General features: G+C 63.1%; 19 protein-coding genes. 15 read left to right on the top strand and 4 right to left on the bottom strand.

The features are described 5' to 3' along the window. The first annotated feature begins 2 nt into the window (after nucleotides 1-2). Genes ACGYK4_RS10865 through ACGYK4_RS10850 form a run of 4 tightly spaced genes read left to right on the top strand, consistent with a single transcriptional unit; the run spans nucleotide 3 to nucleotide 4,075 of the window. A complete protein-coding gene (locus tag ACGYK4_RS10865; protein WP_271692089.1) occupies nucleotides 3-968 on the top strand; it encodes a PleD family two-component system response regulator in 966 nt (321 codons plus the stop codon). Then, nucleotides 955-2,958, top strand: coding sequence for an ATP-binding protein (locus ACGYK4_RS10860; protein ID WP_394456442.1), 2,004 nt, complete (start codon nucleotides 955-957; stop codon nucleotides 2,956-2,958). Before ACGYK4_RS10865 ends, ACGYK4_RS10860 begins: the two co-directional genes overlap by 14 nt. Continuing rightward, nucleotides 2,955-3,314, top strand: a complete 360-nt coding sequence (locus ACGYK4_RS10855; protein ID WP_394456440.1) for a response regulator — start codon at nucleotides 2,955-2,957, stop codon at nucleotides 3,312-3,314. Before ACGYK4_RS10860 ends, ACGYK4_RS10855 begins: the two co-directional genes overlap by 4 nt. Before the next feature lie 47 nt (nucleotides 3,315-3,361). Further along, complete coding sequence (locus ACGYK4_RS10850; RefSeq protein WP_394432671.1) at nucleotides 3,362-4,075, top strand: hypothetical protein; 714 nt, start codon at nucleotides 3,362-3,364, stop codon at nucleotides 4,073-4,075. A 16-nt stretch (nucleotides 4,076-4,091) separates the two neighbouring features. Here the strand turns inward: ACGYK4_RS10850 and ACGYK4_RS10845 are convergent, their stop codons facing one another. Then, nucleotides 4,092-4,997 carry a LysR family transcriptional regulator gene (locus ACGYK4_RS10845; RefSeq protein WP_394432669.1) on the bottom strand — a complete coding sequence of 302 codons (906 nt, stop codon included), beginning with the start codon at nucleotides 4,995-4,997 and terminating at the stop codon, nucleotides 4,092-4,094. A 157-nt stretch (nucleotides 4,998-5,154) separates the two neighbouring features. On the opposite strand from ACGYK4_RS10845, the gene ACGYK4_RS10840 reads away from it, so the two are divergent. The 11 genes from ACGYK4_RS10840 (at nucleotide 5,155) to ACGYK4_RS10790 (ending at nucleotide 19,593) form a co-directional block, all read left to right on the top strand. Continuing rightward, nucleotides 5,155-6,141: a zinc-dependent alcohol dehydrogenase family protein gene (locus ACGYK4_RS10840; RefSeq protein ID WP_394432667.1), complete on the top strand. Its 987-nt coding sequence runs from the start codon at nucleotides 5,155-5,157 to the stop codon at nucleotides 6,139-6,141. Between the two features lie 288 nt (nucleotides 6,142-6,429). After that, nucleotides 6,430-7,410: a TAXI family TRAP transporter solute-binding subunit gene (locus ACGYK4_RS10835; protein WP_394411033.1), complete on the top strand. Its 981-nt coding sequence runs from the start codon at nucleotides 6,430-6,432 to the stop codon at nucleotides 7,408-7,410. A gap of 111 nt (nucleotides 7,411-7,521) precedes the next feature. Continuing rightward, a complete protein-coding gene (locus tag ACGYK4_RS10830) occupies nucleotides 7,522-9,765 on the top strand; it encodes a TRAP transporter permease (RefSeq protein WP_394456438.1) in 2,244 nt (747 codons plus the stop codon). Between the two features lie 120 nt (nucleotides 9,766-9,885). Further along, the gene (locus ACGYK4_RS10825; protein WP_394456436.1) at nucleotides 9,886-10,797 is read left to right on the top strand and encodes an AEC family transporter; all 912 of its coding nucleotides are present in this window, start codon (nucleotides 9,886-9,888) and stop codon (nucleotides 10,795-10,797) included. A gap of 120 nt (nucleotides 10,798-10,917) precedes the next feature. Beyond that, the gene (locus ACGYK4_RS10820; protein ID WP_394456434.1) at nucleotides 10,918-11,508 is read left to right on the top strand and encodes a TetR/AcrR family transcriptional regulator; all 591 of its coding nucleotides are present in this window, start codon (nucleotides 10,918-10,920) and stop codon (nucleotides 11,506-11,508) included. 2 nt (nucleotides 11,509-11,510) lie between these two features. After that, complete coding sequence (locus ACGYK4_RS10815) at nucleotides 11,511-12,590, top strand: efflux RND transporter periplasmic adaptor subunit (protein WP_394456432.1); 1,080 nt, start codon at nucleotides 11,511-11,513, stop codon at nucleotides 12,588-12,590. 4 nt (nucleotides 12,591-12,594) lie between these two features. Next, nucleotides 12,595-15,645 carry an efflux RND transporter permease subunit gene (locus tag ACGYK4_RS10810; protein ID WP_322329152.1) on the top strand — a complete coding sequence of 1,017 codons (3,051 nt, stop codon included), beginning with the start codon at nucleotides 12,595-12,597 and terminating at the stop codon, nucleotides 15,643-15,645. Between the two features lie 186 nt (nucleotides 15,646-15,831). After that, nucleotides 15,832-16,746, top strand: a complete 915-nt coding sequence (locus ACGYK4_RS10805; protein WP_271692077.1) for an ABC transporter substrate-binding protein — start codon at nucleotides 15,832-15,834, stop codon at nucleotides 16,744-16,746. A 98-nt stretch (nucleotides 16,747-16,844) separates the two neighbouring features. Then, nucleotides 16,845-17,930, top strand: coding sequence for an ABC transporter permease (locus tag ACGYK4_RS10800; RefSeq protein ID WP_394432681.1), 1,086 nt, complete (start codon nucleotides 16,845-16,847; stop codon nucleotides 17,928-17,930). Then, a complete protein-coding gene (locus ACGYK4_RS10795; RefSeq protein WP_394432658.1) occupies nucleotides 17,927-18,862 on the top strand; it encodes an ABC transporter ATP-binding protein in 936 nt (311 codons plus the stop codon). Before ACGYK4_RS10800 ends, ACGYK4_RS10795 begins: the two co-directional genes overlap by 4 nt. Then, nucleotides 18,859-19,593, top strand: a complete 735-nt coding sequence (locus tag ACGYK4_RS10790; RefSeq protein WP_394432656.1) for an ABC transporter permease — start codon at nucleotides 18,859-18,861, stop codon at nucleotides 19,591-19,593. Before ACGYK4_RS10795 ends, ACGYK4_RS10790 begins: the two co-directional genes overlap by 4 nt. A gap of 3 nt (nucleotides 19,594-19,596) precedes the next feature. On the opposite strand, the gene ACGYK4_RS10785 is transcribed toward ACGYK4_RS10790, so the two are convergent. The 3 genes from ACGYK4_RS10785 to ACGYK4_RS10775 all read right to left on the bottom strand — a co-directional run bounded on the left by ACGYK4_RS10785 (nucleotide 19,597) and on the right by ACGYK4_RS10775 (nucleotide 23,017). Then, nucleotides 19,597-20,292 (bottom strand): haloacid dehalogenase type II, encoded by a 696-nt coding sequence (locus tag ACGYK4_RS10785; protein WP_394456429.1) that lies wholly within the window; start codon nucleotides 20,290-20,292, stop codon nucleotides 19,597-19,599. A gap of 71 nt (nucleotides 20,293-20,363) precedes the next feature. Beyond that, on the bottom strand, nucleotides 20,364-21,668 hold the full coding sequence (locus ACGYK4_RS10780; protein ID WP_394456427.1) for an NAD(P)/FAD-dependent oxidoreductase: 1,305 nt from the start codon (nucleotides 21,666-21,668) through the stop codon (nucleotides 20,364-20,366). Continuing rightward, nucleotides 21,668-23,017: a glutamine synthetase family protein gene (locus tag ACGYK4_RS10775; protein ID WP_394456425.1), complete on the bottom strand. Its 1,350-nt coding sequence runs from the start codon at nucleotides 23,015-23,017 to the stop codon at nucleotides 21,668-21,670. Before ACGYK4_RS10775 ends, ACGYK4_RS10780 begins: the two co-directional genes overlap by 1 nt. Nucleotides 23,018-23,074 lie beyond the last annotated feature (57 nt).

Below are 23,074 nucleotides of genomic sequence, written 5' to 3'. Positions count from 1 at the left end.
TCATGAGCCCACGAATTATCGCAGTCGACGACTCGGATATCGCGCAGGATTTCATCAGCGCGACGCTTTCTGAGCTTGGCTTTGACGATGTCGTCAGTTTCATCGATCCGCGCAGTGCACTCGACGCGATCGAAAGCGATGAGGCCACGGCGGACCTAATCCTGATGGACATAATGATGCCCGATATCGATGGTATCGAGCTTTGCGCCCGTATCCGTGCCTTGGACAGATGGAGCGATGTGCCGATCATTATGCTGACCAGCCGAACAGACATGGGGTCTCTCTCCGAAGCCTTCATGGCGGGGGCCAACGACTATGTCACGAAACCCTTCAACCGGATCGAGCTTCAGGCCCGTATGCGCAGTTGCCTGCGGCTGAAATCCGAGTTGGACCGCCGCCGTTCGGGCGAAAACCGCAGCGCGCGCCGCCGTGCCGCGCCGAGCGTGTCAGAGGCCACGGTGCCCAGCCTTTTGGGCAGCAAATCGGGGTTTCAGGGGCATCTCATGTCGCTGTCGCCCGCGATGCAAAAAGACCTTGGCCTGATCGTCTTCCGCATTGATGGCGACCGTGACCAATCCGACGCGGCGCGCGCGCAACGGCAAGAGCTTCAGCGCCGCGTGGCGGGGCTTTTCGGCAAGGTCGAAATCCCCGCGCAAGACGGGTTCGCCCATTGGGAGGATGATCTTTTCGTCTATGGCGCGCTCCACGCGGATCGCGCCCAGCTTGAAGCGCGGGCGCATCAGTTTATCTCAGCCGTGGCTGAGGCCTCGGCCACCGTGAAAGAAGGCTGGACCTCGCGGCCCTTGAGCGTCAGCGCTTGTGTCGTGCCGCCCTCGGATGCGGCTGTCGCCACCTCGCTTGCGCGGGGCATTCAAGGCGTCGAAAGTGCTGGAATAACAAGCGCGCCGGGCAGCATTTGCCTTGCCGCCAATGACATAGGACACCAAGCCGAGAATGGTCAGCACTGAGCCCACCAACAAAGCTGATGCGGAACCGTCTTCGCGCGCGCAGACCCTGTTCTGGGCGCTGATTTCGGCTGCCGTGCTGATCTATTTCGTGGGGCTCGCGGTCCTGACCTGGTCGGACTACAAACGCGCCACGACCCGGGCAGAGGTGGAGCTTGAGCATTTCGCAGAGCTTTACGAGCAGGCGGTCGATGCCTCCCTCTCGGTTGCGAATGTGCGGATGTGGGGGCTGATCGATGAACTGTCTACCGCGCGTCTGAGCAACCCTGAGCAGTTCGAGGCGCAATACGGTGATCTATTGAACGCCGCCGTGCGAGAGACCGAGCAGGTCGATGCGCTTGTGCTGATCGGCGCCGATGGGATCGTGCTTTGGGCCACGATCAAACCCCTGATGGGGCAGTACCTTGGGGACCGGGCCTATTTTCAGGCGGCGATTGGCCTTGATGTCGATGAATACACGGTCGGGGTGCCTATCGTGTCGCGTGCCGGTGGGCGGCGGCTCACTCCGATTGCATGGCCCTTGATCGGCATCGATGGCCGGGCAAGGGGGGTCTTGGCTTCCTCCTTGGGCGAAGATTACTACTCGGAACTGCTTGCGATAGATGGGCTGCAACAGGACATGTATGTCGAGGTGGTGACCTCCAACGGAGAGCGGGCCTTTGTTTCGGGGCGGCCTCCACGCGACCCCGATACGCCCGTGTTCCGCGCCCGCAAGGAGATCCCGGCGCTGGACCTCTATATCGACGTGACGCGCAGCAAGCCGGCGGTGCTGCAAAATTACTGGCAGCGCACCTTGGTTTTCGTGGGGCTTGCCACGATCCTGTTCCTGACGGTGATCAACGCGGCGATCCGCGCGCGGCGGCAGTCGACCCAATTGGCGCAGGCCCTGCGCACTTCCGAACGGCACCGCGAACGGATCCGCGTGGCGCAGAGCGAATTTGACGCGATCTTTGAAAATGTCGGCGACGGGCTGATCGTCTATAACGACAACAACAAGCTGCACCGCTCCAACCGCAAGGCGCGTGAGTTGATGGGCGTGTCCTCAGATATCGAAGCCGTGCAAAAGCTGCGCGGCATGGTCCCGCCCTTTTCGCAGATGGACGAAGACGTCGCCGTTCACCGTATTCAGATCACCACCGCCGAGAACGAGAGCGTTGCGGTGCAATGCCGGGTGATGAAGCTGCATCTGCATGGGGATTACATCGCCTATAACGTGCTTCAGGACATTTCTGCCGAAGAGCGGCTGGTGGCGGCGCGCACGGCCTTTGTCACCTCGGTCAATCACGAGCTGCGCACGCCGCTCACGTCCCTCGCCGGGTCGCTCGAAATCCTGCATGACCGCTTTGGCGACAGCATGCCAAAGAACGCGGGCAAGCTGTTGTCGATGGCCACCCGCAATGCCGACCGGCTGTTGGTACTGGTCAACGATATCTTGACCCTTCAGGCGATCGACCAACGCCAACTCAGCATCCAGACTGAGCGGGTCGCGGTGTCGGAGGTGCTGTCGGAAGCCATCGCGGCCAACACCGGCTATGGGGTAAACCGCGACGTGCAACTCGACATCCACACAGGCCCCGACGCGGCGCAGGAGGCCTATGTGCGGGTCGATACCGTGCGCATGCAGCAAATCTTCTCCAACCTCATTTCCAACGCGGTGAAATATACCCCGCGCGGCGGTACGGTAAAAATCGGTGCCGAGGTGGACGACCAATGGGTCACGTTCTATGTCTGCGATGCAGGGCCGGGCATACCCAGAGCCGCCCATGATCGTATGTTCAAAAGGTTCGCTGACCCCGTGCATTCCCGTGAAAATCAAGCGAATGGGACGGGGCTGGGGCTGGCCATCACGCGGGAGTTGGTGTTGCGACAAGATGGCGATGTGAGCTTTGAGACACGCTCGGAAGAAGACGGCGATGAGAACCCCGGCACCACGTTCTATGTGCGTTTCGCCCGGGATACAGACGCCGCGCCCAAGCAGGGGGCATCGGCATGAGAGTGTTGTTCGTCGATGACGAGGATGACATCCGCGAGTTGATCGAGTTTGCGATCATGACCGAAGATGACATCGAACCGACCTTTGCGGCGACCGGGCTCGACGCGATTGCTACGATGGAAACGCAGGCGTTCGACGAGATCATGCTGGATGTAATGATGCCACCCCCCGACGGCATGGAGGTGCTGCGCTGTGCGCGGGCCAATGCGGATTTGGACGACACGAAGATCGTGATGTGCACCGCCAAAACCTCGCCCGAGTCGGAGAAGAAGTTTCGCGACCTCGGGGCAGATCACATTCTGCACAAACCGTTCAAACCGCTGAAGCTCGCGGATTTCATTCGGTCGATCGTTTAATACCTCATCGCTCAGCCTCTCGCGGCTCTGAACACGCGGAACTTACCATGCGCAAAACAGCGAAAATGCCTTCTGACCTCACGCGGCGGTTCTTACCCCGCCTTGTTGTCCTCTCGGCCATCGGTACCATCGCCCTCCCGGCAAGTGAGGTGGCATCGGCGGCGTGGCCGCGGGGCGAAGACAAAAGCTTTGTCACCCTGTCCTATGAGACCACCGCAGACGGCCCCGACTTTGGTAATTTCGGTGCGTTTTACTACGAATACGGGGTGACCGAGAAACTGACTTTTGGCCTCGACATCGGCAAGAGTCAAAGTGGGGGGCAGGTCAGCGCCATCGCCTTTCTGCGCTATCCGCTTGAGCTCTCTGGCGGGGACAATGTTTTCGCCGCCGAAGTCGGTCTTGGCTGGGCCGAACGGGATGGCAGCGCGGTGGCGGCTCTGCGGCCCGGCCTGTCTTGGGGGCGTCCGGTATCGGGGGCTTGGGGCAGCGGCTGGCTGGGGGTGGAAAGCACCTTTGCCATTTACGAGGACGGCGAAACACTGGGCAAGATCGACAGCACCTTCGGCATCAACCACGAGAATGGCAACCTGTCGATTTTCAAGCTGGAGTTCGCGGCCCCGTCAGACGGAGATGAGACATTGGCCTTTGCGCCGTCGCATGTGATCAAGGTCTCGGAAAACAGCTTTCTGGAACTGGGTCTTTCGCATGAATTCACCGACGCTGTGACCAAGGTCAAAGTCGGGGTCTGGCACAGCTTCTGACGCGCTTCGGGTCTGCTTAATCCCGCCAATCGGGGCGGTTGCCGAGGTGGGCAATCAGAAAGTCGATGAAATACCGCGTCTTGGGTGTCAGCACGTTCGAGCGCGGATAGACCAGCCAAAGCACCGACCGGTCGTTCATCCGCCAGCCCGGCAACAGCCGCAGCAATCGGCCCGAGGCAAGCTCGTCCGACACGCTCCAAAGCGAGTTGATCGAGATGCCAGCCCCCGCGATGGTCGCTTCGCGTTGCGCATCGCCATCGTCCATGATCACGCGGCAGGTCATCTCATGCGGGTTGAGCGTGGCGGCTTCGCCCTCCGGCCCGATCAGCGCGCGGGGCTCAAGATCGCCCCAAGCGATCAGGTGATGATCCCGCAGCGCAGCGGGGGTCTTGGGCAAACCGTGGGCCTCCACATAAGACGGCGCGGCGCAAAGAACGCGGGTGTCATCGGCCAGCTTGCGCCCCCGCAGGCTGCTGTCGGTCAAGGGCGCGCTGCGCAGGGCAAGGTCAAAACTGCCTTCGATCGCGTCGAACCGGGTGTCGGAGAGGCGCAGATCAAGCGTGAGCTCGGGGTAGGTCTCGTGGAATTCCGGCAGCAGCGGCATGATGTGACGCTGCGCAAAACTGCTGGGGGCGGCGAAGCGCAGGATGCCCTTGGGCCCCGCCTTGGTCCCGCCCAGAATGGCCCGCGCGGCATCGGCTTGGGCCAATATCTCGCGCGCATAGGGCAGAAAGTCAGACCCATCGAGCGATAGCGAGACCTTCCGCGTCGTGCGCCGCAAAAGCTCAACCCCAAGTTCTTGTTCCAGCTTGGCCAAACGCGCGCTGGCGACTGCCGGGGCCATCCCCAAAGCGCGCCCGGCGGCTGAAATGTTCAGCCGTTCGGCAGCCATGACGAAAAGGCGAAGGTTGTCGATATCCATGGGCCGCGGTCCTTGCTGCGGATCATCCGCCGGGGCAGTATATAGGGCTTGGTATTATATTCAATAACGAGAAACTGAACTCAAGTTTCATCCGATTATCTGGCACGCCATGTTGGCCTATCTCTGTCTCAACGCAATGTTAACGGGAGATAGACCGATGAAATCCATGACCCTCACCAGCTATGGCGCAGAGGCGCCTTTTGTCGAAGCCGATTTGCCACGCCCCTTGGCCACCCCCGGCCATGTGGTGCTGCGCGTCAAGGCGACCAGCGTGAACACCATCGACACGATGATCAAGAACGCGGGCAAAGACCTGCCTCTGTCGCCTGACCTGCCTGCCGTTCTGGGCATGGATTTCGCCGGGGTGATCGAAGAGATTGGCGAAGGTGTCACCGGTTTCGCCGTGGGTGACGAAGTCTACGGCTGCGCCGGTGGTCTGGCCGATTTGCAAGGGGCTTTGGCTGAATTCATGCGCGCCGACGCGCGGCTCATTGCCCATAAACCCAAGTCGCTGTCGATGCGCGAGGCGGCGGCCCTGCCGCTGGTAGGCATCACCGCTTGGGAAGGGCTGCACCGCGCGGGCGTCGCAGGGGGCCAGAAGGTGCTGGTCCAAGGCGGCGCGGGCGGCGTGGGCCATTTGGCGGTGCAACTGGCAAAGCACATGGGGGCCGAGGTCTCCTCGACCGGCACCGGGGGTGACCAAATGGCGGTGATCGAAGGCTATGGCGCGCGGGCCATCGACTTCAAAGCCGAGAAGATCGAAGACTATGTGGCCGCCCATACCGCAGGCCGCGGTTTCGATGCTGTTTTCGACACTGTGGGCGGGGCCAATCTGCCGAACTCTTTTGCCGCCGCTGCGCTGAACGGCCATGTGGTCACGACCGTGGCCCTGTCGGCGATCGACCTGACCCCGGCGCATTTCAGCGGGCTGTCCTTACATGTGGTCTTCATGCTCTTGCCGATGCTGCATGACGTGAACCGCGCGGTTCATGGGGAAATCCTTAGCAATCTCGCCACGCTGGTCGACGAGGGGGCGGTGAAGCCGCTGCTCGACGAAAAGACCTTTGATCTGAGCGCGGTTGGCGATGCCTATGCGCGGCTGCAAAGCGGGCAGGCGATCGGCAAGGTTGTGGTCGACGTCTAAGTCAGGCCGAACACTGATTAATATCACGCCCCGCTGCGCCTCCCGCGCGGCGGGGCTTTTAACGGCCTGCGCCTTCCCTCAACAACTGCCGCTGGCGCGCAACTGCCAAAGAATGCGCCATTGACCCAACGGTAGGCTGCCTCTTTCTCTCTCATCCCCGGTTTCACGGCAAATTCGGACTTGCCTCTGCCTGTCAGTGTACAGTTAATTGGCCGGACAAGCTGAATACAGCGGCGGCGCGCGGCACCCTGTGCCGACGCCCGTTAAGAGCAACCAAGGGAGAGAGACATGAAATTCACCGCAATCCTCGCCGCAAGCACCATTCTGGCAGGCGCTGCCGTCGCTCAGGACATGGATAAATCCGACTGGCCGAGCAGCTTCACCGTGGGCACGGCCAGCCAAGGCGGCACCTACTTCGCCTATGGTTCGGGCTGGGCGAACCTTGTGGCCAAGGAACTGGGCCTGACCGGTGGTGGCGAAGTCACCGGCGGCCCGATGCAGAACATGGCGCTGGTCCACACCGGCGAGGCGGCCTTCGGCATGACCACAATGGGCCCGGCGGCGGAATCGCTGGCTGGCACCAACCCCATCGCCCCCGGTTTGGAAATGACCCAAGCCTGCGCGATGTTCCCGATGTATCAGACACCCTTCTCCGTGACCGCGCTGTCGTCCTCGGGTATCTCCTCGGTCGCCGACATTCCGGCAGGTGCAAAGATCGGCTTTGGTCCGGCGGGCTCCACCTCAGACACCTATTTCCCGCGCATGATGGACACGCTCGGCGTCGAGTATGAGCGCCGCAACGGCGGTTGGACCGATCTGGGCGGCCAGTTGCAGGACGGTCTGCTGGACGTGATCGCCTTTGCTGCCGGTGTGCCGGTGCCTGCGGTCAGCCAGCTTGAGGTGCAGACGGATGTGAACATCATCGAGTTCACCGAGGAAGAGCAGGCCAAACTGCTCGAAGAATTCCCGGTGTCCGAGTTCACCATCGACGCAAGCACCTACACCACGCTGGAAGAGGGCGCGCGCTCGGTCTCCATGTGGAACTTCGCGATTGCCAACTGCGATCTGCCGGAATCCTTCGTCAAAGCGGCTGTGGATGTCGTCATGTCCGACAATGAGCGGATGAAAGGCATTCACAAGGCGGCGGCCTCGACCCTGCCTGAGAACTGGGAGAAGAACACCGTTCTGAAATGGCATCCCGGTGCGGCAGCTTGGTTCAAAGAGAACGCGGATGCCGATATTTCCGACGATATGATCTACGGCAACTAAGCGAACGCCTAGACAAACTTGCATGCCGTCCCTAATCGGGGCGGCATCTTGCCATCATCCCGCCTGATTGTCGGGACAGATCCCGCGCAGATATCGGGAAAGGAAGCCTCCATGACAGACCAGCATAGCGCCGCCGATCCGCAGGGCCCGATTGTCGCCGAAGGGGTGGATGACGAACCGGTAGAAAGCAATCGCCGCATATTCACCGGGCGCACCTATCTGGTCGTTGCGGCCATGTCGGCGATCTATGCCTTCTTTCACATGGCGGCACTCAACGGCATGTCCATCGGTGAGTTGACAGGCATCCGCATCCCGCTGTTGCCGACCTTCCCGATGGAGACATGGAATTTCCGCATCGTGCACATCGCGGGCGCGCTGATTCTTGGCTTTACCCTCTATTCCGCCCGCGCCTTTGTGGATGAGGGCGCAGGGCAGGGCCGTCACCCGCTGGATTTCGTAGCATGGGCTGCAATGATCCCGGCGCTTTATTCGATTTGGACCGCGTGGAGCATCGCCAGCCAGATCAATTCCGGGGTGCAGTGGAACGGCATGAGCCCCGAGTTCAAGAACCTCGAAATTTACCACTACGGCTTGCCGCTGGTGGCGGCCACGGCCATCGGCATCGTCGTGGGCTGGCTGCGCGGGCGTGAGCGGGGGCAGGTTTCCCCTGCGGACCTGCTGCTGTCCATCTGCGGGGTGGCCGTGGCGATCTACCTGATCACCATGTACGGCACCTTGATGCGCAACTCGACGGGCACGCCCTTTGCGCCCATCGGTATCTCCATCGCCGCAGTTGCAGGCACCGCGCTGATCATGGAGCTGACGCGCCGCGTGGCGGGGCTTGCGCTCATCGTGATCTCGGGTGTCTTTCTGGTCTATGTCTTCGTCGGGGACATGCTGCCGGGCTTCCTGAACGCGCCCAACATCCAGTGGACCCGCTTCTTTAGCCAAGTCTACACCGATGCGGGCATTCTGGGGCCGACCACGGCGGTGTCATCGACCTATATCATCCTCTTCATCATCTTCGCGGCCTTCCTTCAGGCGTCGAAGGTGGGGGACTATTTCGTCAACTTCGCCTTTGCCGCGGCGGGCCGCTCGCGCGGGGGGCCAGCCAAGGTCGCGATCTTTGCCTCGGGTCTTATGGGGATGATCAATGGCACCTCGGCGGGCAATGTGGTGGCGACAGGCTCGCTGACCATTCCGCTGATGAAAAAGGTGGGCTACCCGGCCCGGACCGCAGGCGCGGTCGAAGCCGCCGCCTCGACCGGGGGGCAGATCATGCCGCCGATCATGGGGGCGGGTGCCTTCATCATGGCCGAGATCACGGGCATCCCCTATACCGATATCGCCGTGGCGGCGATCATCCCGGCGGTGCTCTACTTCGTGTCGATCTACTTCATGGTGGATTTCGAAGCGGCCAAGCTGGGCATGCGCGGGATGCGTTCCGAGGAACTGCCCAAGCTCAAGGACATGCTGCGGCGGGTGTTCCTGTTCATCCCGATCATCATCCTGATCTACGCGCTGTTCATGGGCTATTCGATCATCCGGGCGGGCACGCTGGCGACGGCGGCAGCGGCGGTTGTGTCGTGGTTCACCCCCTTCCGCATGGGGCCGCGCAGCATTGTCAAAGCCTTTGACCTTGCAGGGATCATGTCGATCCAGATCATCGCGGTCTGCGCCTGCGCGGGCATCATCGTGGGCGTGATCAGCCTCACCGGCGTCGGGGCGCGCTTCTCCTCGGTCCTTCTCGGGCTGGCGGAGGCGAGCCAGTTCCTCGCCCTATTCTTCGCCATGTGTATCGCCATCCTTCTGGGCATGGGTATGCCCACGACAGCGGCCTATGCGGTGGCGGCCTCGGTCGTGGCCCCGGGTCTGGTGCAACTGGGCATTCCACTGCTGACGGCGCATTTCTTCGTCTTCTACTTCGCCGTCGTCTCGGCCATCACGCCACCCGTGGCGCTGGCGAGCTATGCCGCGGCGGGGATTTCGGGCGCCAACCCGATGGAGACTTCGGTGGCCTCCTTCAAGATCGGCATCTCGGCCTTCATCGTGCCCTTCATGTTCTTCTACAACGGCGCGATCCTGATGGACGGCACGTGGTTCGAGGTGATCCGCGCGGGCGTCACGGCGATCTTTGGGGTCTATCTGCTGTCTTCGGGTATGCAGGGCTGGTTCGCGGGCAGCGGTGCGGCTTGGTTCATCCGGCTGGGCCTGATCCTCGCGGCGCTTTGCATGATCGCGGGTGGTCTGATGACCGACCTCATCGGCATCGCAGTGGCGGCGGTGATCTTTGCGGTGCAGTGGAAGTTCCGCCCCGCACCCGACGCCCAAATCGCAGTGCACGGCAGCGATTGATCCGTGATTGATCCATGTCCCGGCCCTTTGGGGCCGGGGCCGCCCGTTTGAGGCAAGGCTCCCTGTTGCATCTGGGCCAAGCCGCGCCTAGGGTCCGCGCGATCCTTCCGGGCGGTTAATATGTTCACTATCTTTCTGGCCATCGCGCCGGTCTTCGCGCTGATCCTCATGGGCTATGGCCTGCGCCGGGGCGGTATCCCTTCGACCAAGTTCTGGAACCTGAATGACCGGCTGGTCTATTGGGTGCTGATGCCCGCGCTGTTCTTTGCCAAGATCTCGGCGGCGGACCTCAGCGGCGGCTTGGGCGACTATGCGCTGCTGCTCTACGCCGGGTTCTTTGCAGCGATCTTTTGCGGCTGGCTGTTCGGTCGGGCCTATGCCGCGCCGCAGGGCAGTTCGCTGATGCAGGGCAGCGCAAGGTTCAACACATTCATCGGCCTCGCGATTGCCGAAGCCGTCTTTGGCACGGCGGGGCTACAGATTGCCGTGCTCGGTTCGGCCCTGCTGGTGCCGGTGGTGAATGTGACGGTGGTGACGCTGATGACCCGGCAGTTGGGCGGCGGCGGCAAATCTATCGTCAAAGGCTTGGTCAAGAACCCGCTGATCCTCGGCATTCTGGCGGGGGTGCTCTTCAACTTCGCGGGGCTGCACCATGTGCCCGTCTTGCATGAAAGCGCGCGCATCTTGGGGGATGCGGCGCTGCCGATCATGCTGCTTTGCGTCGGCGCCAACCTGCGGCTGCGCGGGTTGTCGGGCTCGGTCTCGGTGATCGGCCTGTCGATCATCGGCAAACATCTGGTGAACCCGCTGGCGGTGCTGCTGGCCGCGCTGGTGCTGAACCCTGCGCCGCTGACGCTGCAAATCGCGCTGATCTTCGCGGCCCTGCCAACCGGGGTGGCCAGCTATACGCTGGCGCGTGAGATGCGCGGCGATGCGCCCTTGATGGCCGCGATCATCACCACGCAGACGCTGCTCAGCTTTTTCACCCTGCCGCTCACGCTCTATCTCGGCAGTCTGATCTCCGCGCCCTAGACCCCGTTCCATGTGCAAAACGCGATTGTGATCTGCGCAGGCCGCATGGCGGCGGATTTACAGGTTGACATATTTGGTTCGAATGTCCAATTGCGCCTTGACCAATGCCAAGGAGCCCGCATGACCGAACTTGAAAAGACCGTGCTGGACGCTGCGCTGCATGTCTTTTCCCGCTATGGGGTCAAGCGCACCAGCATGGGCGATCTCTGCGAAGAGGCCGGTGTTTCGCGCCAGACCCTCTACAATCGGTTTCGCAACAAGGACGACATTCTTCGCGGGCTCATCGCGCGCTATACCGAACTGGCGCTGGAAGAGATTGCCGAAGAGATGCCCAATGCGCCCGATCTGGCGGCGCAGCTCGATCTTATTTTCGATCGGATGGTGGTGCGCGGCTATGACACGATGCAGGCGATGCCCAATGCGCAGGATTTCATCGCCGGGGCCAATGCTGTCAGCCAAGAGGCGCTGCAATGTTCCGCCGGGCGCTTTCGCGACGTGATCGCTAAGGTGCTGATGCCCTATGAGGCGTCGATCACCCGCAATGGCTTGAGTGTCGAGGCGCTGGCCGATTTCATCCAACGTTCTGCCAAGGCCGCTGGCATGCATGCGCTAGACCGTGACCACTTTCTCGCGCAGTTGCGCACCCTCAAACAACTTAGTCTGACCGCCGCCCTTGGGCCCGTGCCGGATGCTATTCATAAGGAAGACTGACCATGGCCAAGTGGCTTGTTGAGACGACGCGCGGGACCGGCGCGGGGCGGGTGTTGGGATTTGCGCTGGCCTTGGTCGGCGGTATCGCCGCGCCGATGGCCGCTGCCGCCGAAATGCCGGTGGTGAAGCTGCAAACGGTCAAGGCCAGCGATGCCGAGATGGAGCGTGTGTTCTTTGGCAAGGTGGTTGCACGTGAAACCGTGGACCTTGCCTTTCAAGTCGGCGGTCAGATCGAGGAATTCCCCGTCGAAGAGGGGGCCACGGTCAGTGAAGATACGGTCGTCGCCCGGATGGATCTGGAGCCGTTTCAACTGGCGCTAGAGCAGGCGCAGGCCAATGACGCGCAGGCGCGCCGGACGATGGAACGTTATCAAAAGCTCGCCGGGTCTTCGGTGGCCGAGGTCAATCTGCAAGATGCGGAAACCGCCGTGACGGTCAACGATATCGCCGTGCGCAACGCCGAGCGCGACCTTGAGAACGCAACCCTCCATGCGCCCTTCGATGCGATCGTCGCCTCGCGGCTGGTGCCCAATTACTCGACCGTCAGCGCGGGCACGCCGGTGGTGCGTCTGCATGACATGTCCGAGTTGCGGGTCGAGATCGACGTGCCCGAAACCCTGTTTCTGCGCGCAGGGCGCGACCCCAGCGTGCGGTTCATGGCCAAGTTTCCGGCCAACGCCAATACCTACCCGATGCAAATACGCGAATACAACGCCGAGACGGCGGATGTCGGTCAGACCTATAGCATCACCCTTGGGGCGGAATTGCCCGAAGATTTCGTGCCGCTGCCCGGCGCCTCGGTCGAGGTGCGCGCCACGCTGAACATCGGCGGTTCGAGCATCATCGTGCCCGACACCGCCATCGTGGTCGGCAATGACCGTGGCACCTATGTCATGGTCTTCGACCCCACCGGCGCGCGCGAAGGCACCGTGACCCGCACCGCGGTTGAGATCACCCCCACCGCGCGCGGCGATGTCAAAGTCGAAGCCGGGCTTTCCGATGGGCAAGAGATCGTGGTGAGCGGCGCAAGTCAGCTTGAAGACGGTGCCGCCGTGCGCCGCTTCGTCGGTTTCGGAGACTGAGCGCATGGATATCGCACGTCTGTCGATCAACCGCCCGATCTATACTTGGATCATCATGCTGACCTGTCTTTTGGGCGGCATCTGGGGGTTTGCCACCCTTGGCCGTCTCGAAGATCCGGCATTTACCATCAAAACCGCCGTGGTCGTGACCCAATACCCCGGTGCCTCTGCCGAAGAGGTCGCCCTTGAGGTCACCGAACCGCTGGAATCGCAAATCCAGAAGATGTCCGAGATCAAGGACATCGAATCCATGAACCAGCCCGGCCTTTCGTGGATCACGGTCAATATGCAGGACACCTTTGACGGGTCGGAACTGCCGGAAATCTGGACCAAACTGCGCAACCGCGTCAATGAGGCGGCCCTGCCGAGCGGGGCCACGCAGCCCTATGTGAACGACGGTTTCGGCGATGTTTACGGGCTTTACTATGCCGTGACGGCTGAGGGCTATTCCGACGCCGAGGTCAACGAACTCTCCAGCTATCTGCGGCGCGAATTGCTGCTGGTCGATGGTGTGTCGGATGTGGCGCTTTCGGGCCTGCCCAATGAGGTCATTTATGTCGAGCCGCAGCTTGCGCTGAGCACCACGCTCGGCATTCCGCCCTCGGCCATTGTCGGCGCGGTTTCGAGCGCGAATGAGATCGTCGACGGCGGCGCCATTCAAGACGCGGACGGGCGCACGCTGATCCAGCGGCCCGAAGGCTCTGACAGCGTGTCCGAGATCGCCGCCTTGTCGGTGGGGGTTGGCGGTCAGGTGATCAACCTTGCCGATGTGACCAACATCTACCGCACCCGGGAGGCAAACCCCGATCTGGTGATCCGCCACAACGGGCAGGAGGCCTTTACCCTCGGGGTGGCCGGGATCGCGACCGAGAATATCGTCGATATCGGCAAGCGGGTGGACGACAAGCTTGCGCAGCTGCGCGAAACGCTGCCCTTGGGCATCTCGATCGAGTCCATCTACCGCCAGCACGCGGTGGTCGAAGAGGCGTCGAACGCCTTTTTGCTGAACCTCGCCATGTCGGTCGCCATCGTTGTGGCCGTGCTGGCCGTCTTCATGGGCTGGCGCGCGGCGGTGGTCGTGGGCTCGACCCTGTTGCTGACGGTGGTGGGGACGCTCTTTTTCATGGCGCTCGGCGCGATTGAGATGGAGCGTATCTCACTCGGGGCGTTGATCATCGCGATGGGGATGCTGGTCGATAACGCCATCGTTGTGGCCGAGGGGATGCAGATCTCCATGCAGCAGGGCAAAAGCTCGCGCGAAGCGGCGACCGAGGCGGCGAGCAAGACGCAGATCCCGCTTTTGGGGGCGACCGTCATCGGCATCATGGCTTTCGCCGGGATCGGGCTGAGCCCCGATGCCACGGGCGAATTCCTCTTCTCGCTCTTTGCCGTGATCGCGATTTCGTTGTTGCTGTCTTGGGTGCTGGCCATCACCGCCACGCCGCTTTTGGGGCACTACTTTTTCAAACGCGGAGTCGAAGGCGGGGCTGGCGGCTATGATGGCGCGATCTTCAAGGGCTATGCCGCCGTGCTGCGTGCCTCGCTCAAGCTGCGCTGGCTGGTGATCGTGGCGCTGATTGCCGGGACGGCGGTGTGCTATGCCCTCTTTGGTCAGATCAAGCAGCAGTTCTTCCCCGACAGCAACACGCCGCTTTACTTCGTGCATTACAAACTGCCCCAAGGGTCGTCGATCCATCAGACATCCAACGATCTGGCCGTGCTCGAAGACTGGCTGGTGGCGCGGGACAATGTCGAAGACGTGACCTCCTACGCGGGGCAGGGGGCTGCGCGTTTCATGCTGACCTATCAGGCCGAAGACCCTAACCCCAGCTATGGGCATCTGATCGTCCGGGTGTCTTCGCTTGAGGTGATCCAAGACGAGATGAACGCGCTTGAGGCTTTCGCCGCAGATGCGGTGCCGCAAGGGGAGTTCCGGGCCAAGCGCTTGGCCTTTGGCCCCGGCGGCGGTGCCCCGATCGAGGTGCGCTTCTCGGGCCGCGATCCCAATGTGCTGCGCGATCTCGCGGATGAGGCGATGGACCGGATGCAGGCGGCGTCGGACAATATCATCACCCCGCGTCAGGACTGGCGCGAGCGTGAATTGGTGCTGCGTCCGATCTATGCCGAAGAACGCGCGCAGGACGCCGGCATCTCGCGGACCGAGATCACGGAGACCCTCAAATTCGCCACCGAAGGCACCAGCGGCGGCACCTTCCGCGAGCGGGATCGTCAGATCCCCATCGTGATCCGCGCTCCGCAGGATGCCGATTTGGCGCTGACGGATCATGTGATCTATGCCCAAAACACCAATGCGCTGGTCCCGATGGAGCAGGTGATCGACGGTTTCCGGTTCGAGCCGCAGGACACGCTGCTCTACCGCCGCGACCGGGCCGATGTGATCACCGTGGGCGCGGATATCCCGCGCGGCGTCACGGCGGCACAGGTGCAGGCCGAGGTGCAGGAAACCATCGAGGCGATGGAAATTCCCGAAGGCTATGCCATGGAATGGGGGGGCGAGTTGGAAAGCGCGGGCGAGGCGCAGGCCGCCTTGGGCAAGCAATTGCCCTTCAGCATCATCATCATGGTTCTGATCTCGGTCCTGCTGTTCAACGCGCTGAAACAGCCGATCATCATCTGGCTCTTGGTGCCGATGGCGGTGAATGGGGTCAGTCTGGCGCTTTTGGGGACGGGTCTGCCCTTCACCTTTACCGCGCTTCTGGGGCTCTTGTCGCTCTCGGGGATGTTGATCAAGAACGGCATCGTGCTGGTAGAAGAGATCGACCTCACCCGCGCCGCCGATCCGACGCTTGACCTGAAAGAGGCTATCGTCACCGCCTCGACCTCGCGTTTGCGCCCGGTCTTCTTGGCCGCCGCGACGACCATTCTGGGGATGCTGCCGCTGTTGTCGGATGCCTTCTTCCAGTCGATGGCCGCGACGATCATGGGCGGGTTGGCCTTTGCCTCGGTCCTGACGCTGATCGCGGCACCGGTGCTCTACTTCCTCTTCTTCAAGCGCAGCGCCGCGCGGGAGGCGGAGGCTGCCCGCGCCGCCTGACCGGCGCGTGGCGGCAAGGCAAAGGGCGCGTCCGGCCACTCCGGGCGCGCCCTTTGTCGTACCCGGGCGGTAAAAATTCCGCGCCGCCGTGCAATCCCGCCTTGGTTTCGCGAAATGGCCAGCTACCTTACCGTTTTCAAACGGCATGTCGCCGTGTCAGGCCATTGTTTCAAGGAGTTCTCGCCCATGGGTCCCCGCATTCTTTCCACTGCCGCCGCCGCTGGCCTTGCCGCCACTCTGGCCTCTGCCGCCTCGGCTGAGATCACCGTATCGTCGAAGATCGACACCGAAGGCGGCCTGTTGGGCAACGTCATCGCACTGGCGCTCGAAGATGCGGGCCTGCCGGTAGAGCGGCGTCTGCAACTCGGCGGCACGCAGGTCGTGCGCGAAGCGATCCTGTCGGACCAGATCGACATTTACCCCGAATACACCGGCAACGCGGCCTTCTTCTTTAACGAAGCGGAAAGCGATGTTTGGAAAGACGCGGCCAAGGCCCATGCTCGTGCCAAGGAATTGGACGGCGGTGAGAATAACGTCACATGGCTCGACTCCGCACCGGCCAACAACACTTGGGCCATCGCCGTGACCGGCCCGGTGGCCGAGGAAAATGACCTCACCACCATGTCCGATTTCGGCGCATGGGTGGCCGAGGGCGGTGAGGTGAAGCTCGCCGCCTCGACCGAGTTCGTGTCCTCTCCGGCTGTCTTGCCCGCGATGCAGGAGACCTATGGCTTCGAGCTCAGCCAAGATCAGACCGTAATCCTGTCGGGCGGCGACACGGCTGCGACCATTCAGGCGGCGGCGCGTGGCACATCGGGCGTGAACGCGGCGATGGTCTACGGCACCGATGGCGGCGTGGGGGCCACGGGTCTGGTCGTGATGGAAGACGACAAGGGCGTGCAGCCGGTCTATGAACCCGCCCCCATCGTCCGCGCCGAGGTGTTGGAGGAATACCCCCAGATCGCCGAAGTGCTGAACCCGATCTTCTCCGGGCTCGACATGGCGACGCTGCAAAAGCTGAACGGTCGGATTCAAGTCGGCGGGGAGCCGGCGGAAGCCGTGGCACGCTCCTATCTGACCGAGACCGGGGTGCTGGACTGATCTCCGCCGCCCGCACAATAACTGGCCCCGGCGCAGGGATTTCTGCGCCGGGGCTTTTGTTCGCTGTGCTGGGCGCGGCAGCGCTTTGCGTGCCTTTCATGACCCTTGCCGCCAACCGGATCGTGGCGGGCGAAGGGGTGATGGCATGGGGCGTGGCCAGCCTGCCGGTGGTGCTGCCGGGGCTTGCGGCGATCGGGGCGGGGCTGCTGATGGGGCTGCCTGCGGGCCGTAATGGTCTGCGTATTGCCGGGGCGGCTTTGGGCTTGGGCGGGCTGTTGTGGCTGTTGACCCAAGGCGCCTCCGGCCTGCTGGCCGAAGCGGGTGACTATGCCCGTGTCTCGCCCTCAGTAGGCTTTTGGTGTCTGCTGGTTGTCTTCATGTTGCTCATGGCAGATGCGCTTGCCGCAATGGCACCGGGGCCGCTGATGCGCGGGGCCGTGCTGGCGGGCGTGCTTGCGGTGCTTGGCGCGATCCTGTGGTCGGGGGCGCTGTCGGAGCTTTCGGTGATGCAGGAATACGCCAGCCGGGCCGATGCCTTTGGCCGGGAGTTCCTGCGCCATCTCGGGCTGGCCTTCGGCTCTCTCGCCGCGGCGGCGGTGATTGGCTTCCCGCTTGGCGTGCTCTGTCACCGTCTTGTCGGGCTGCGCGGCGCCACCTTGCCAGTACTGAGCTTTTTGCAAACCATTCCCTCGCTGGCCATGTTCGGGCTGATGATCCCAATCCTCGGCTGGGTGGGGGCCAATTTGCCGGGCGCGCGTGCGCTTGGCATCGCTGGCATCGGCTTTGCGCCCGCCTTTCTGGCGCTGGTGCTCTATTCACTGCTGCCCGTGGTCGGCAATACCGTGGCGGGTTTGGCCTCTGCCCCGCCTGCGGCGCTTGAAGCCGCGCGGGGCATGGGGATGACGCCGCTGCAACGCCTGTTGCGGGTGGAACTGCCGCTGGGCCTGCCGATCATCCTCACCGGGCTGCGCATCGTCTTGGTACAGAACATCGGGCTGGCCGTCATCGCCGGGCTGATCGGCGGCGGCGGGTTCGGCACGTTCGTCTTTCAGGGGCTGAACCAAACGGCGACCGACCTGATCCTGCTGGGTGCCCTGCCAACCGTGGTGCTGGCCCTGACGGCGGCCATCGTGATGGACATATTGGTCGAACTGACCCGCAAGACCCCAAAGGACAGCGCATGATCGAGATCGACCGCATTACCAAGACCTATGGCGACATCCGCGCGGTGGATTCCGTGTCGATGACGGTTGAGACGGGCACGATCACGGTGATCGTCGGCACCTCAGGCTCAGGCAAGACCACGCTGTTGCGGATGATCAACCGGTTGGAGGAACCGACCTCGGGCGAGGTGCGGATCAACGGCGACTCCACGCTGTCGGTCAAGCCGCATGTCCTGCGGCGGCGCATCGGCTATGCCATTCAGGGCCACGGGCTGTTCCCGCATCACAAGGTGGGGCGCAATATCGGCGCGGTGCCGCAATTGTTGGGCTGGCCGCGCGAGAAGATCGCGGCGCGGGTGGATGAGCTGCTTGCGCTTTTCTCGATGGACCCCGCGCAATTCCGCGACCGTTATCCGGCGGAGCTTTCGGGCGGACAGCAGCAGCGGGTTGGCGTGGCGCGAGCCTTGGCCTCAAGGCCCGATCTGTTGCTGATGGACGAACCCTTTGGCGCGCTCGACCCAATCATTCGCACCCGCGCGCAGGAAGACCTGCGGCACATCCAGCAGCGGCTGGGGTCGACCATCATGCTGGTGACCCACGACATGGAAGAGGCGATCCGGCTGGGCGACCGGGTGGCAGTCATGGACGGGGGGCATCTGGTGCAGCACGGCACCCCCGCCGAGATCATCGCCGCACCCGCAACGGATTTCGTGGCGGATATGGTGGGCGATGTGGAGCGGCCCCTGCGGCTTCTTTCACTGATCCCCGTCGCCGAATTGGTGGAAGAGGGCAGCGCCGAAGGCGAAGCGCTGCCCGCCGATGCCAGCCTGCGCGACGCGCTCTCGGCCTGCCTGTGGACAGGGCGCGCGGCGGTGCCGGTGGCGAAAGACGGGGTGCCGATGGGCCGGGTGACCCTTGATGCAATCCGCGCCCGGGCCGGGCAGCACGCATGAGGATCGGCTGGATCCTGCGGCCGCTTCTGGTGGCGGTGCTGCTGGCGCTGGTCCTGCGGCCTGAGTGGTTCACGCCGCTGCTGGCCCCCTTGGCCCCGGCGAATGGCCCGGTGATCTACACCCGAGCCTCGCTCTTGTCGCTGTCGCTAAGCCATCTGGCGCTGGTGGCCATGGCCTCGGCTGCAGCGACGGTGGTGGCGGTGACGCTGGCGGTCCTTGTCACCCGGCCTGCGGGGGCGGCGTTCCGCCCGTTGTCACGCACCATCACCAACATGGGGCAGACCTTTCCGCCCGTCGCTGTTCTGGCGTTGGCCGTTCCCGCCTTGGGCTTTGGCGCAGGGCCAACGCTGGTGGCGCTGTTTCTCTATGGCCTGCTGCCGATCTTCGAGAATGCGGTCACGGGCCTCACCAACCTGCCGCCCGCCACGATGGAGGCCGCGCGCGGCATCGGGCTCAGCCGTTGGCAGCGGCTCTGGCGGGTGGAGCTGCCGCTGGCCCTGCCGGTGACGCTGACGGGCATTCGGCTGTCGGTGGTCATCGCGCTTGGGACGGCGACCATCGGCTCGACCGTGGCAGCGCGGACCTTGGGCGAGGTAATTATCGCGGGGCTTTTGACCAATAACACCGCCTTTGTGGTGCAGGGCGGGCTGGCGGTCGGCCTGTTTGCGGTTCTGATCTATGACGCCATGGTCCAGCTTGAAACGCGGCTGGCGCGGCGCATGGGCGGCTGAGGATCAGCGCCCGTTCGCGGCGATGATCTGCTCGGCCAAATCGTCCAGGTCGTCCGAGAGGTAGTGCGGCTGCGGCACGTTTTCGGCCTCGATCAGATTGTTGTTGGGGCGGGTCAGAAAAGCCCCCTGACAGCCCGCCGCCTGCGCGCCGATGGTGTCCCACAGGTGGCAGGCCACCATGCAGAGATCATCGGTTTGCAGATCAAGCGCCTCGGCCACCATCTGATAGGTCGCGGGATGAGGTTTGAATTTTGCGACCGCGTCGATGCTAAAGCTCCGCTCGAAGAAATCGGCGATCCCGGCTTTCTTCAGCGGGGTCGGGGCCGGGGACGGGGGCGAATTGGTCAGCGTGACCAGCCGAAACCCCGCCTCTTGCAGCCTGCGCAGGGCAGGGGCGACATCCGCGTGGGCGGGCATGGAGCCGATGCGGGATTTCAACTCGGCCAGGTCCTCCTCCGTCACCGCCACGCCTTTGTTCGCGCCGACCATTCGCAAGACGCCACCCGCCAGCGCGCCGAAGGGCGCGTAGCGGCCTGAGAGGGTCATGGTCTGGGAATAGAGGATCAGCTCGGCGAACCATTCGCGCAGCACCGAGGCGTCGCCGAAGAGGCGCGTGAAGAGCGGCTCCAACGTGGTGATGTCGAGCAGGGTCTCATTCACGTCGAAGACGATCACGGACGCGGGCTTTTGATCGGGCATGGGGGTCCTTCCACTCATGACGTGCGCCGTGCCCGCCACTGTGAAGAAACCCCCAGCCCTGTCAAAAGGTTTCAGACACCCAAACGGTCGCGCAGCCCGTACCACCACGACCCCACGACCGAATAGGGCACGCGGAACATGCGCCCGCCGGGGAAGGGGAACCATGGCACATTGGCGAAAACGTCAAAGCGGGTGAGGTCGCCGTCGATCGCCTCGGAAAGGATACGCCCGAAGGTATGCGATCCGGTCACGCCGTGGCCGCTGTAGCCATGGGCGAAATAGGTGTTGTCACCGATCCGGCCCATCTGCGGCACGCGGCTGAAGGAGAGGGCGAAATTCCCGCTCCAAGCATAGTCGATCTTCACGTCTTTCAACTGGGGGAAGACCTTGTCCATATTGCGTTTGAGCTTGACCTTGATGTCGCGCGGGTCCGCGCCGCCATAGACGGTGCCGCCGCCAAAGAGCATCCGTTTGTCACCCGACAGGCGGTAGTAGTCGAGGATATAGCGAATGTCTTCGACGCAGGCATCGGTGGGCAGCAGCGCATGGGCCTGCGCCTCGCTCAGCGGTTCGGTGGCCATTACTTGGGTCGAGACGGGCATCACCCGCGGGGCCAGCGTGGGCACCACGTGGCCGAGGTAGGCATTGCCGCAGAGCACCAGTGTCTTGCAGGTCATCGTCCCCTTGGCCGTGCGGACCACAGGGCGGGCAGCCTCGTGATCGACATGGGTGACCGGGGACATCTCATAGATCGTGCCGCCGTTCTTCTCAAATGCAGCCGCTTCGCCGAGGGCGAGGTTCAGGGGGTGCATATGGCCGCCCGAATGGTCGATCAGCCCGCCCTCGTAGAGGTCGGAATTGACGTGGGCGCGCAGCTGGTCCTTGTCCAGCATCTCTTGATTGTCGATGCCGTAGCTTTGCCAGAGCTTCTGCCGCTCCTCCAACTCGCGCATATGCGCCGTGGTGAGGCCGGTGAAGATGTTCTTGTCCTTGAGGTCGCATTGGATGTCATAGGTGCGAACCCGCTCGCGGATGATCTCGCCGCCCTCTTGCACCAGACCGGCGACGAAGGTCGCAGTGTCCTGCCCATAGCGGCGCTTGATCGTTTGGAGGCTCGCGTTCAGCCCGTTGACGATCTGTCCGCCATTGCGCCCCGAGGCCCCCCAGCCCACGCGCGCGCCTTCGATGATGGAGACCTTATAGCCCTTTTCGGCCAGATGCAGGCCGGTCGACAGCCCGCTGTAGCCCGCGCCGACGATGCAGACGTCGATCTCGTGATCGCCCTGCAATTCGGGGCGCGCGGGGGCGGGGTTGGCCGAGGCGGCGTAGTAGCTTGACGTATGGCTGCCGTCTCCGGCGTAGGGATGGCGCGACATCAGACGATCTCCAGATAGGTGTCATATTCGAAATGGGTCACTTGCCGCGCGAATTTGCGCAACTCCTGCGTCTTGCATTCGACCATCATGGTCTGCAACCGGGCAGAGAAGAGGCCGGGCACATCCGGCCCCTTGCGGAAGGCGTCGATGGCCGTGGCCCAGTCGAGCGGCAGGTTGTCGAGCTTCATTGTATAGGCGTCGCCGGTGATCGGGGCGACGGGCTGCATGTCTTGCTCGATCCCCAACAGCGCGCCGCCCAAGATGCTGGTCAGCACCAGATAGGGGTTGGCGTCGGCCCCGGCGACGCGATGCTCGATGCGGCGGGCCTTGGGGTCGCCGCCCGGGATGCGGATTGCCGCGGTGCGGTTCTCATAGCCCCAAGCGACATTGGTTGGCGCATGGGCACCCGGCAGCAGGCGGCGGTAGGAGTTTTCATGCGGCGCGAAGGTCAGCGTGTTTTGCTGCATTGTGGCCAGCAGACCGGCGACGGCGTTGAGCATCAGGGGTGTGCCTTCCTCCCCGCCGTTGTCGAAGACATTGACGCCGTTTTCATCCACCAAGGAAAAGTGAACGTGAAAGCCGCTGCCCGCCAGATCGCCATAGGGTTTGGCCATGAAGGTGGCGGCGAAGCCGTGTTTGCGGGCGATGCCGCGCACCAGACGTTTGAACAGCACCGCGTCATCGGCGGCGCGCAGCGGGTCGTCCACATGGCGCATGTTGATCTCGAACTGCCCCGCCCCGTTTTCCGAAATGGCCGCATCCGCCGGGATGCCCTGCAATTCGCAGGCGTCATAGACCTCGTTCAGGAACTCGTCGAAATGCTGCAACTCGTCCAGCGACAGCGCGCCGTCGGAATCCAGCCGTTTGCCCGTGACCGGAGAGCAGGGGGCCTGCGGGTGATCCTCGGTCGGGTCGAAAAGGTAGAACTCCAGTTCCGTGGCGACCACGGGGGTCAGACCGCGTGCCCTGAACTTGGCCGCCACTTCGGCCAGCGCGCGGCGGGGATCGCCGGGGAAGGGCTTGCCGTTTTCCTGACGCATCCAAAGCATGGCCAGCGCCGTGGGGCGCGTGGTCCATGTGATCGGCATCAGGGGCCGCCCGGTGAAATCGCAGAGCCCGTCGGAATCCCCGGTCTCGAACACCAACTCGCTATTTTCGACATCCTCGCCCCAGATATCCATGCCGACGATGGACAGCGGCAGGCGGAGCCCGCCTTCGACGACTTTGGACACCTGATCGGCGGGCACCCGTTTGCCGCGCATGGTGCCGTTGAGGTCACAAACGCAGGCAAAGATCGATTCGATCTTGGGATGTTGCGCCAACCACGCTTCGGCTTTGCTCTCGGACATGGGGTTCCTTTCGATATCGAACCTAAAAATGTGATACCATTTATTGTAATGTCATAT

This window comes from Sulfitobacter sp. 1A13368, from assembly GCF_043557275.1.
GTDB classification, from domain to species: Bacteria; Pseudomonadota; Alphaproteobacteria; order Rhodobacterales; family Rhodobacteraceae; genus Sulfitobacter; species Sulfitobacter faviae.
The sequence above is the reverse complement of the archived record's forward strand: the minus strand, read 5'-3'. Positions and strand labels throughout refer to the sequence as shown.

What these genes read in the sequence shown, in the direction of transcription:
- ACGYK4_RS10865 (WP_271692089.1), top strand. Translation starts at nt 3, where the DNA reads ATGAGCCCACGAATTATCGCAGTCGACGACTCGGATATCGCGCAGGAT.
- ACGYK4_RS10860 (WP_394456442.1), top strand. Translation starts at nt 955, where the DNA reads ATGGTCAGCACTGAGCCCACCAACAAAGCTGATGCGGAACCGTCTTCG.
- ACGYK4_RS10855 (WP_394456440.1), top strand. Translation starts at nt 2,955, where the DNA reads ATGAGAGTGTTGTTCGTCGATGACGAGGATGACATCCGCGAGTTGATC.
- ACGYK4_RS10850 (WP_394432671.1), top strand. Translation starts at nt 3,362, where the DNA reads ATGCGCAAAACAGCGAAAATGCCTTCTGACCTCACGCGGCGGTTCTTA.
- ACGYK4_RS10845 (WP_394432669.1), bottom strand. Translation starts at nt 4,997, where the DNA reads ATGGATATCGACAACCTTCGCCTTTTCGTCATGGCTGCCGAACGGCTG.
- ACGYK4_RS10840 (WP_394432667.1), top strand. Translation starts at nt 5,155, where the DNA reads ATGAAATCCATGACCCTCACCAGCTATGGCGCAGAGGCGCCTTTTGTC.
- ACGYK4_RS10835 (WP_394411033.1), top strand. Translation starts at nt 6,430, where the DNA reads ATGAAATTCACCGCAATCCTCGCCGCAAGCACCATTCTGGCAGGCGCT.
- ACGYK4_RS10830 (WP_394456438.1), top strand. Translation starts at nt 7,522, where the DNA reads ATGACAGACCAGCATAGCGCCGCCGATCCGCAGGGCCCGATTGTCGCC.
- ACGYK4_RS10825 (WP_394456436.1), top strand. Translation starts at nt 9,886, where the DNA reads ATGTTCACTATCTTTCTGGCCATCGCGCCGGTCTTCGCGCTGATCCTC.
- ACGYK4_RS10820 (WP_394456434.1), top strand. Translation starts at nt 10,918, where the DNA reads ATGACCGAACTTGAAAAGACCGTGCTGGACGCTGCGCTGCATGTCTTT.
- ACGYK4_RS10815 (WP_394456432.1), top strand. Translation starts at nt 11,511, where the DNA reads ATGGCCAAGTGGCTTGTTGAGACGACGCGCGGGACCGGCGCGGGGCGG.
- ACGYK4_RS10810 (WP_322329152.1), top strand. Translation starts at nt 12,595, where the DNA reads ATGGATATCGCACGTCTGTCGATCAACCGCCCGATCTATACTTGGATC.
- ACGYK4_RS10805 (WP_271692077.1), top strand. Translation starts at nt 15,832, where the DNA reads ATGGGTCCCCGCATTCTTTCCACTGCCGCCGCCGCTGGCCTTGCCGCC.
- ACGYK4_RS10800 (WP_394432681.1), top strand. Translation starts at nt 16,845, where the DNA reads ATGACCCTTGCCGCCAACCGGATCGTGGCGGGCGAAGGGGTGATGGCA.
- ACGYK4_RS10795 (WP_394432658.1), top strand. Translation starts at nt 17,927, where the DNA reads ATGATCGAGATCGACCGCATTACCAAGACCTATGGCGACATCCGCGCG.
- ACGYK4_RS10790 (WP_394432656.1), top strand. Translation starts at nt 18,859, where the DNA reads ATGAGGATCGGCTGGATCCTGCGGCCGCTTCTGGTGGCGGTGCTGCTG.
- ACGYK4_RS10785 (WP_394456429.1), bottom strand. Translation starts at nt 20,292, where the DNA reads ATGCCCGATCAAAAGCCCGCGTCCGTGATCGTCTTCGACGTGAATGAG.
- ACGYK4_RS10780 (WP_394456427.1), bottom strand. Translation starts at nt 21,668, where the DNA reads ATGTCGCGCCATCCCTACGCCGGAGACGGCAGCCATACGTCAAGCTAC.
- ACGYK4_RS10775 (WP_394456425.1), bottom strand. Translation starts at nt 23,017, where the DNA reads ATGTCCGAGAGCAAAGCCGAAGCGTGGTTGGCGCAACATCCCAAGATC.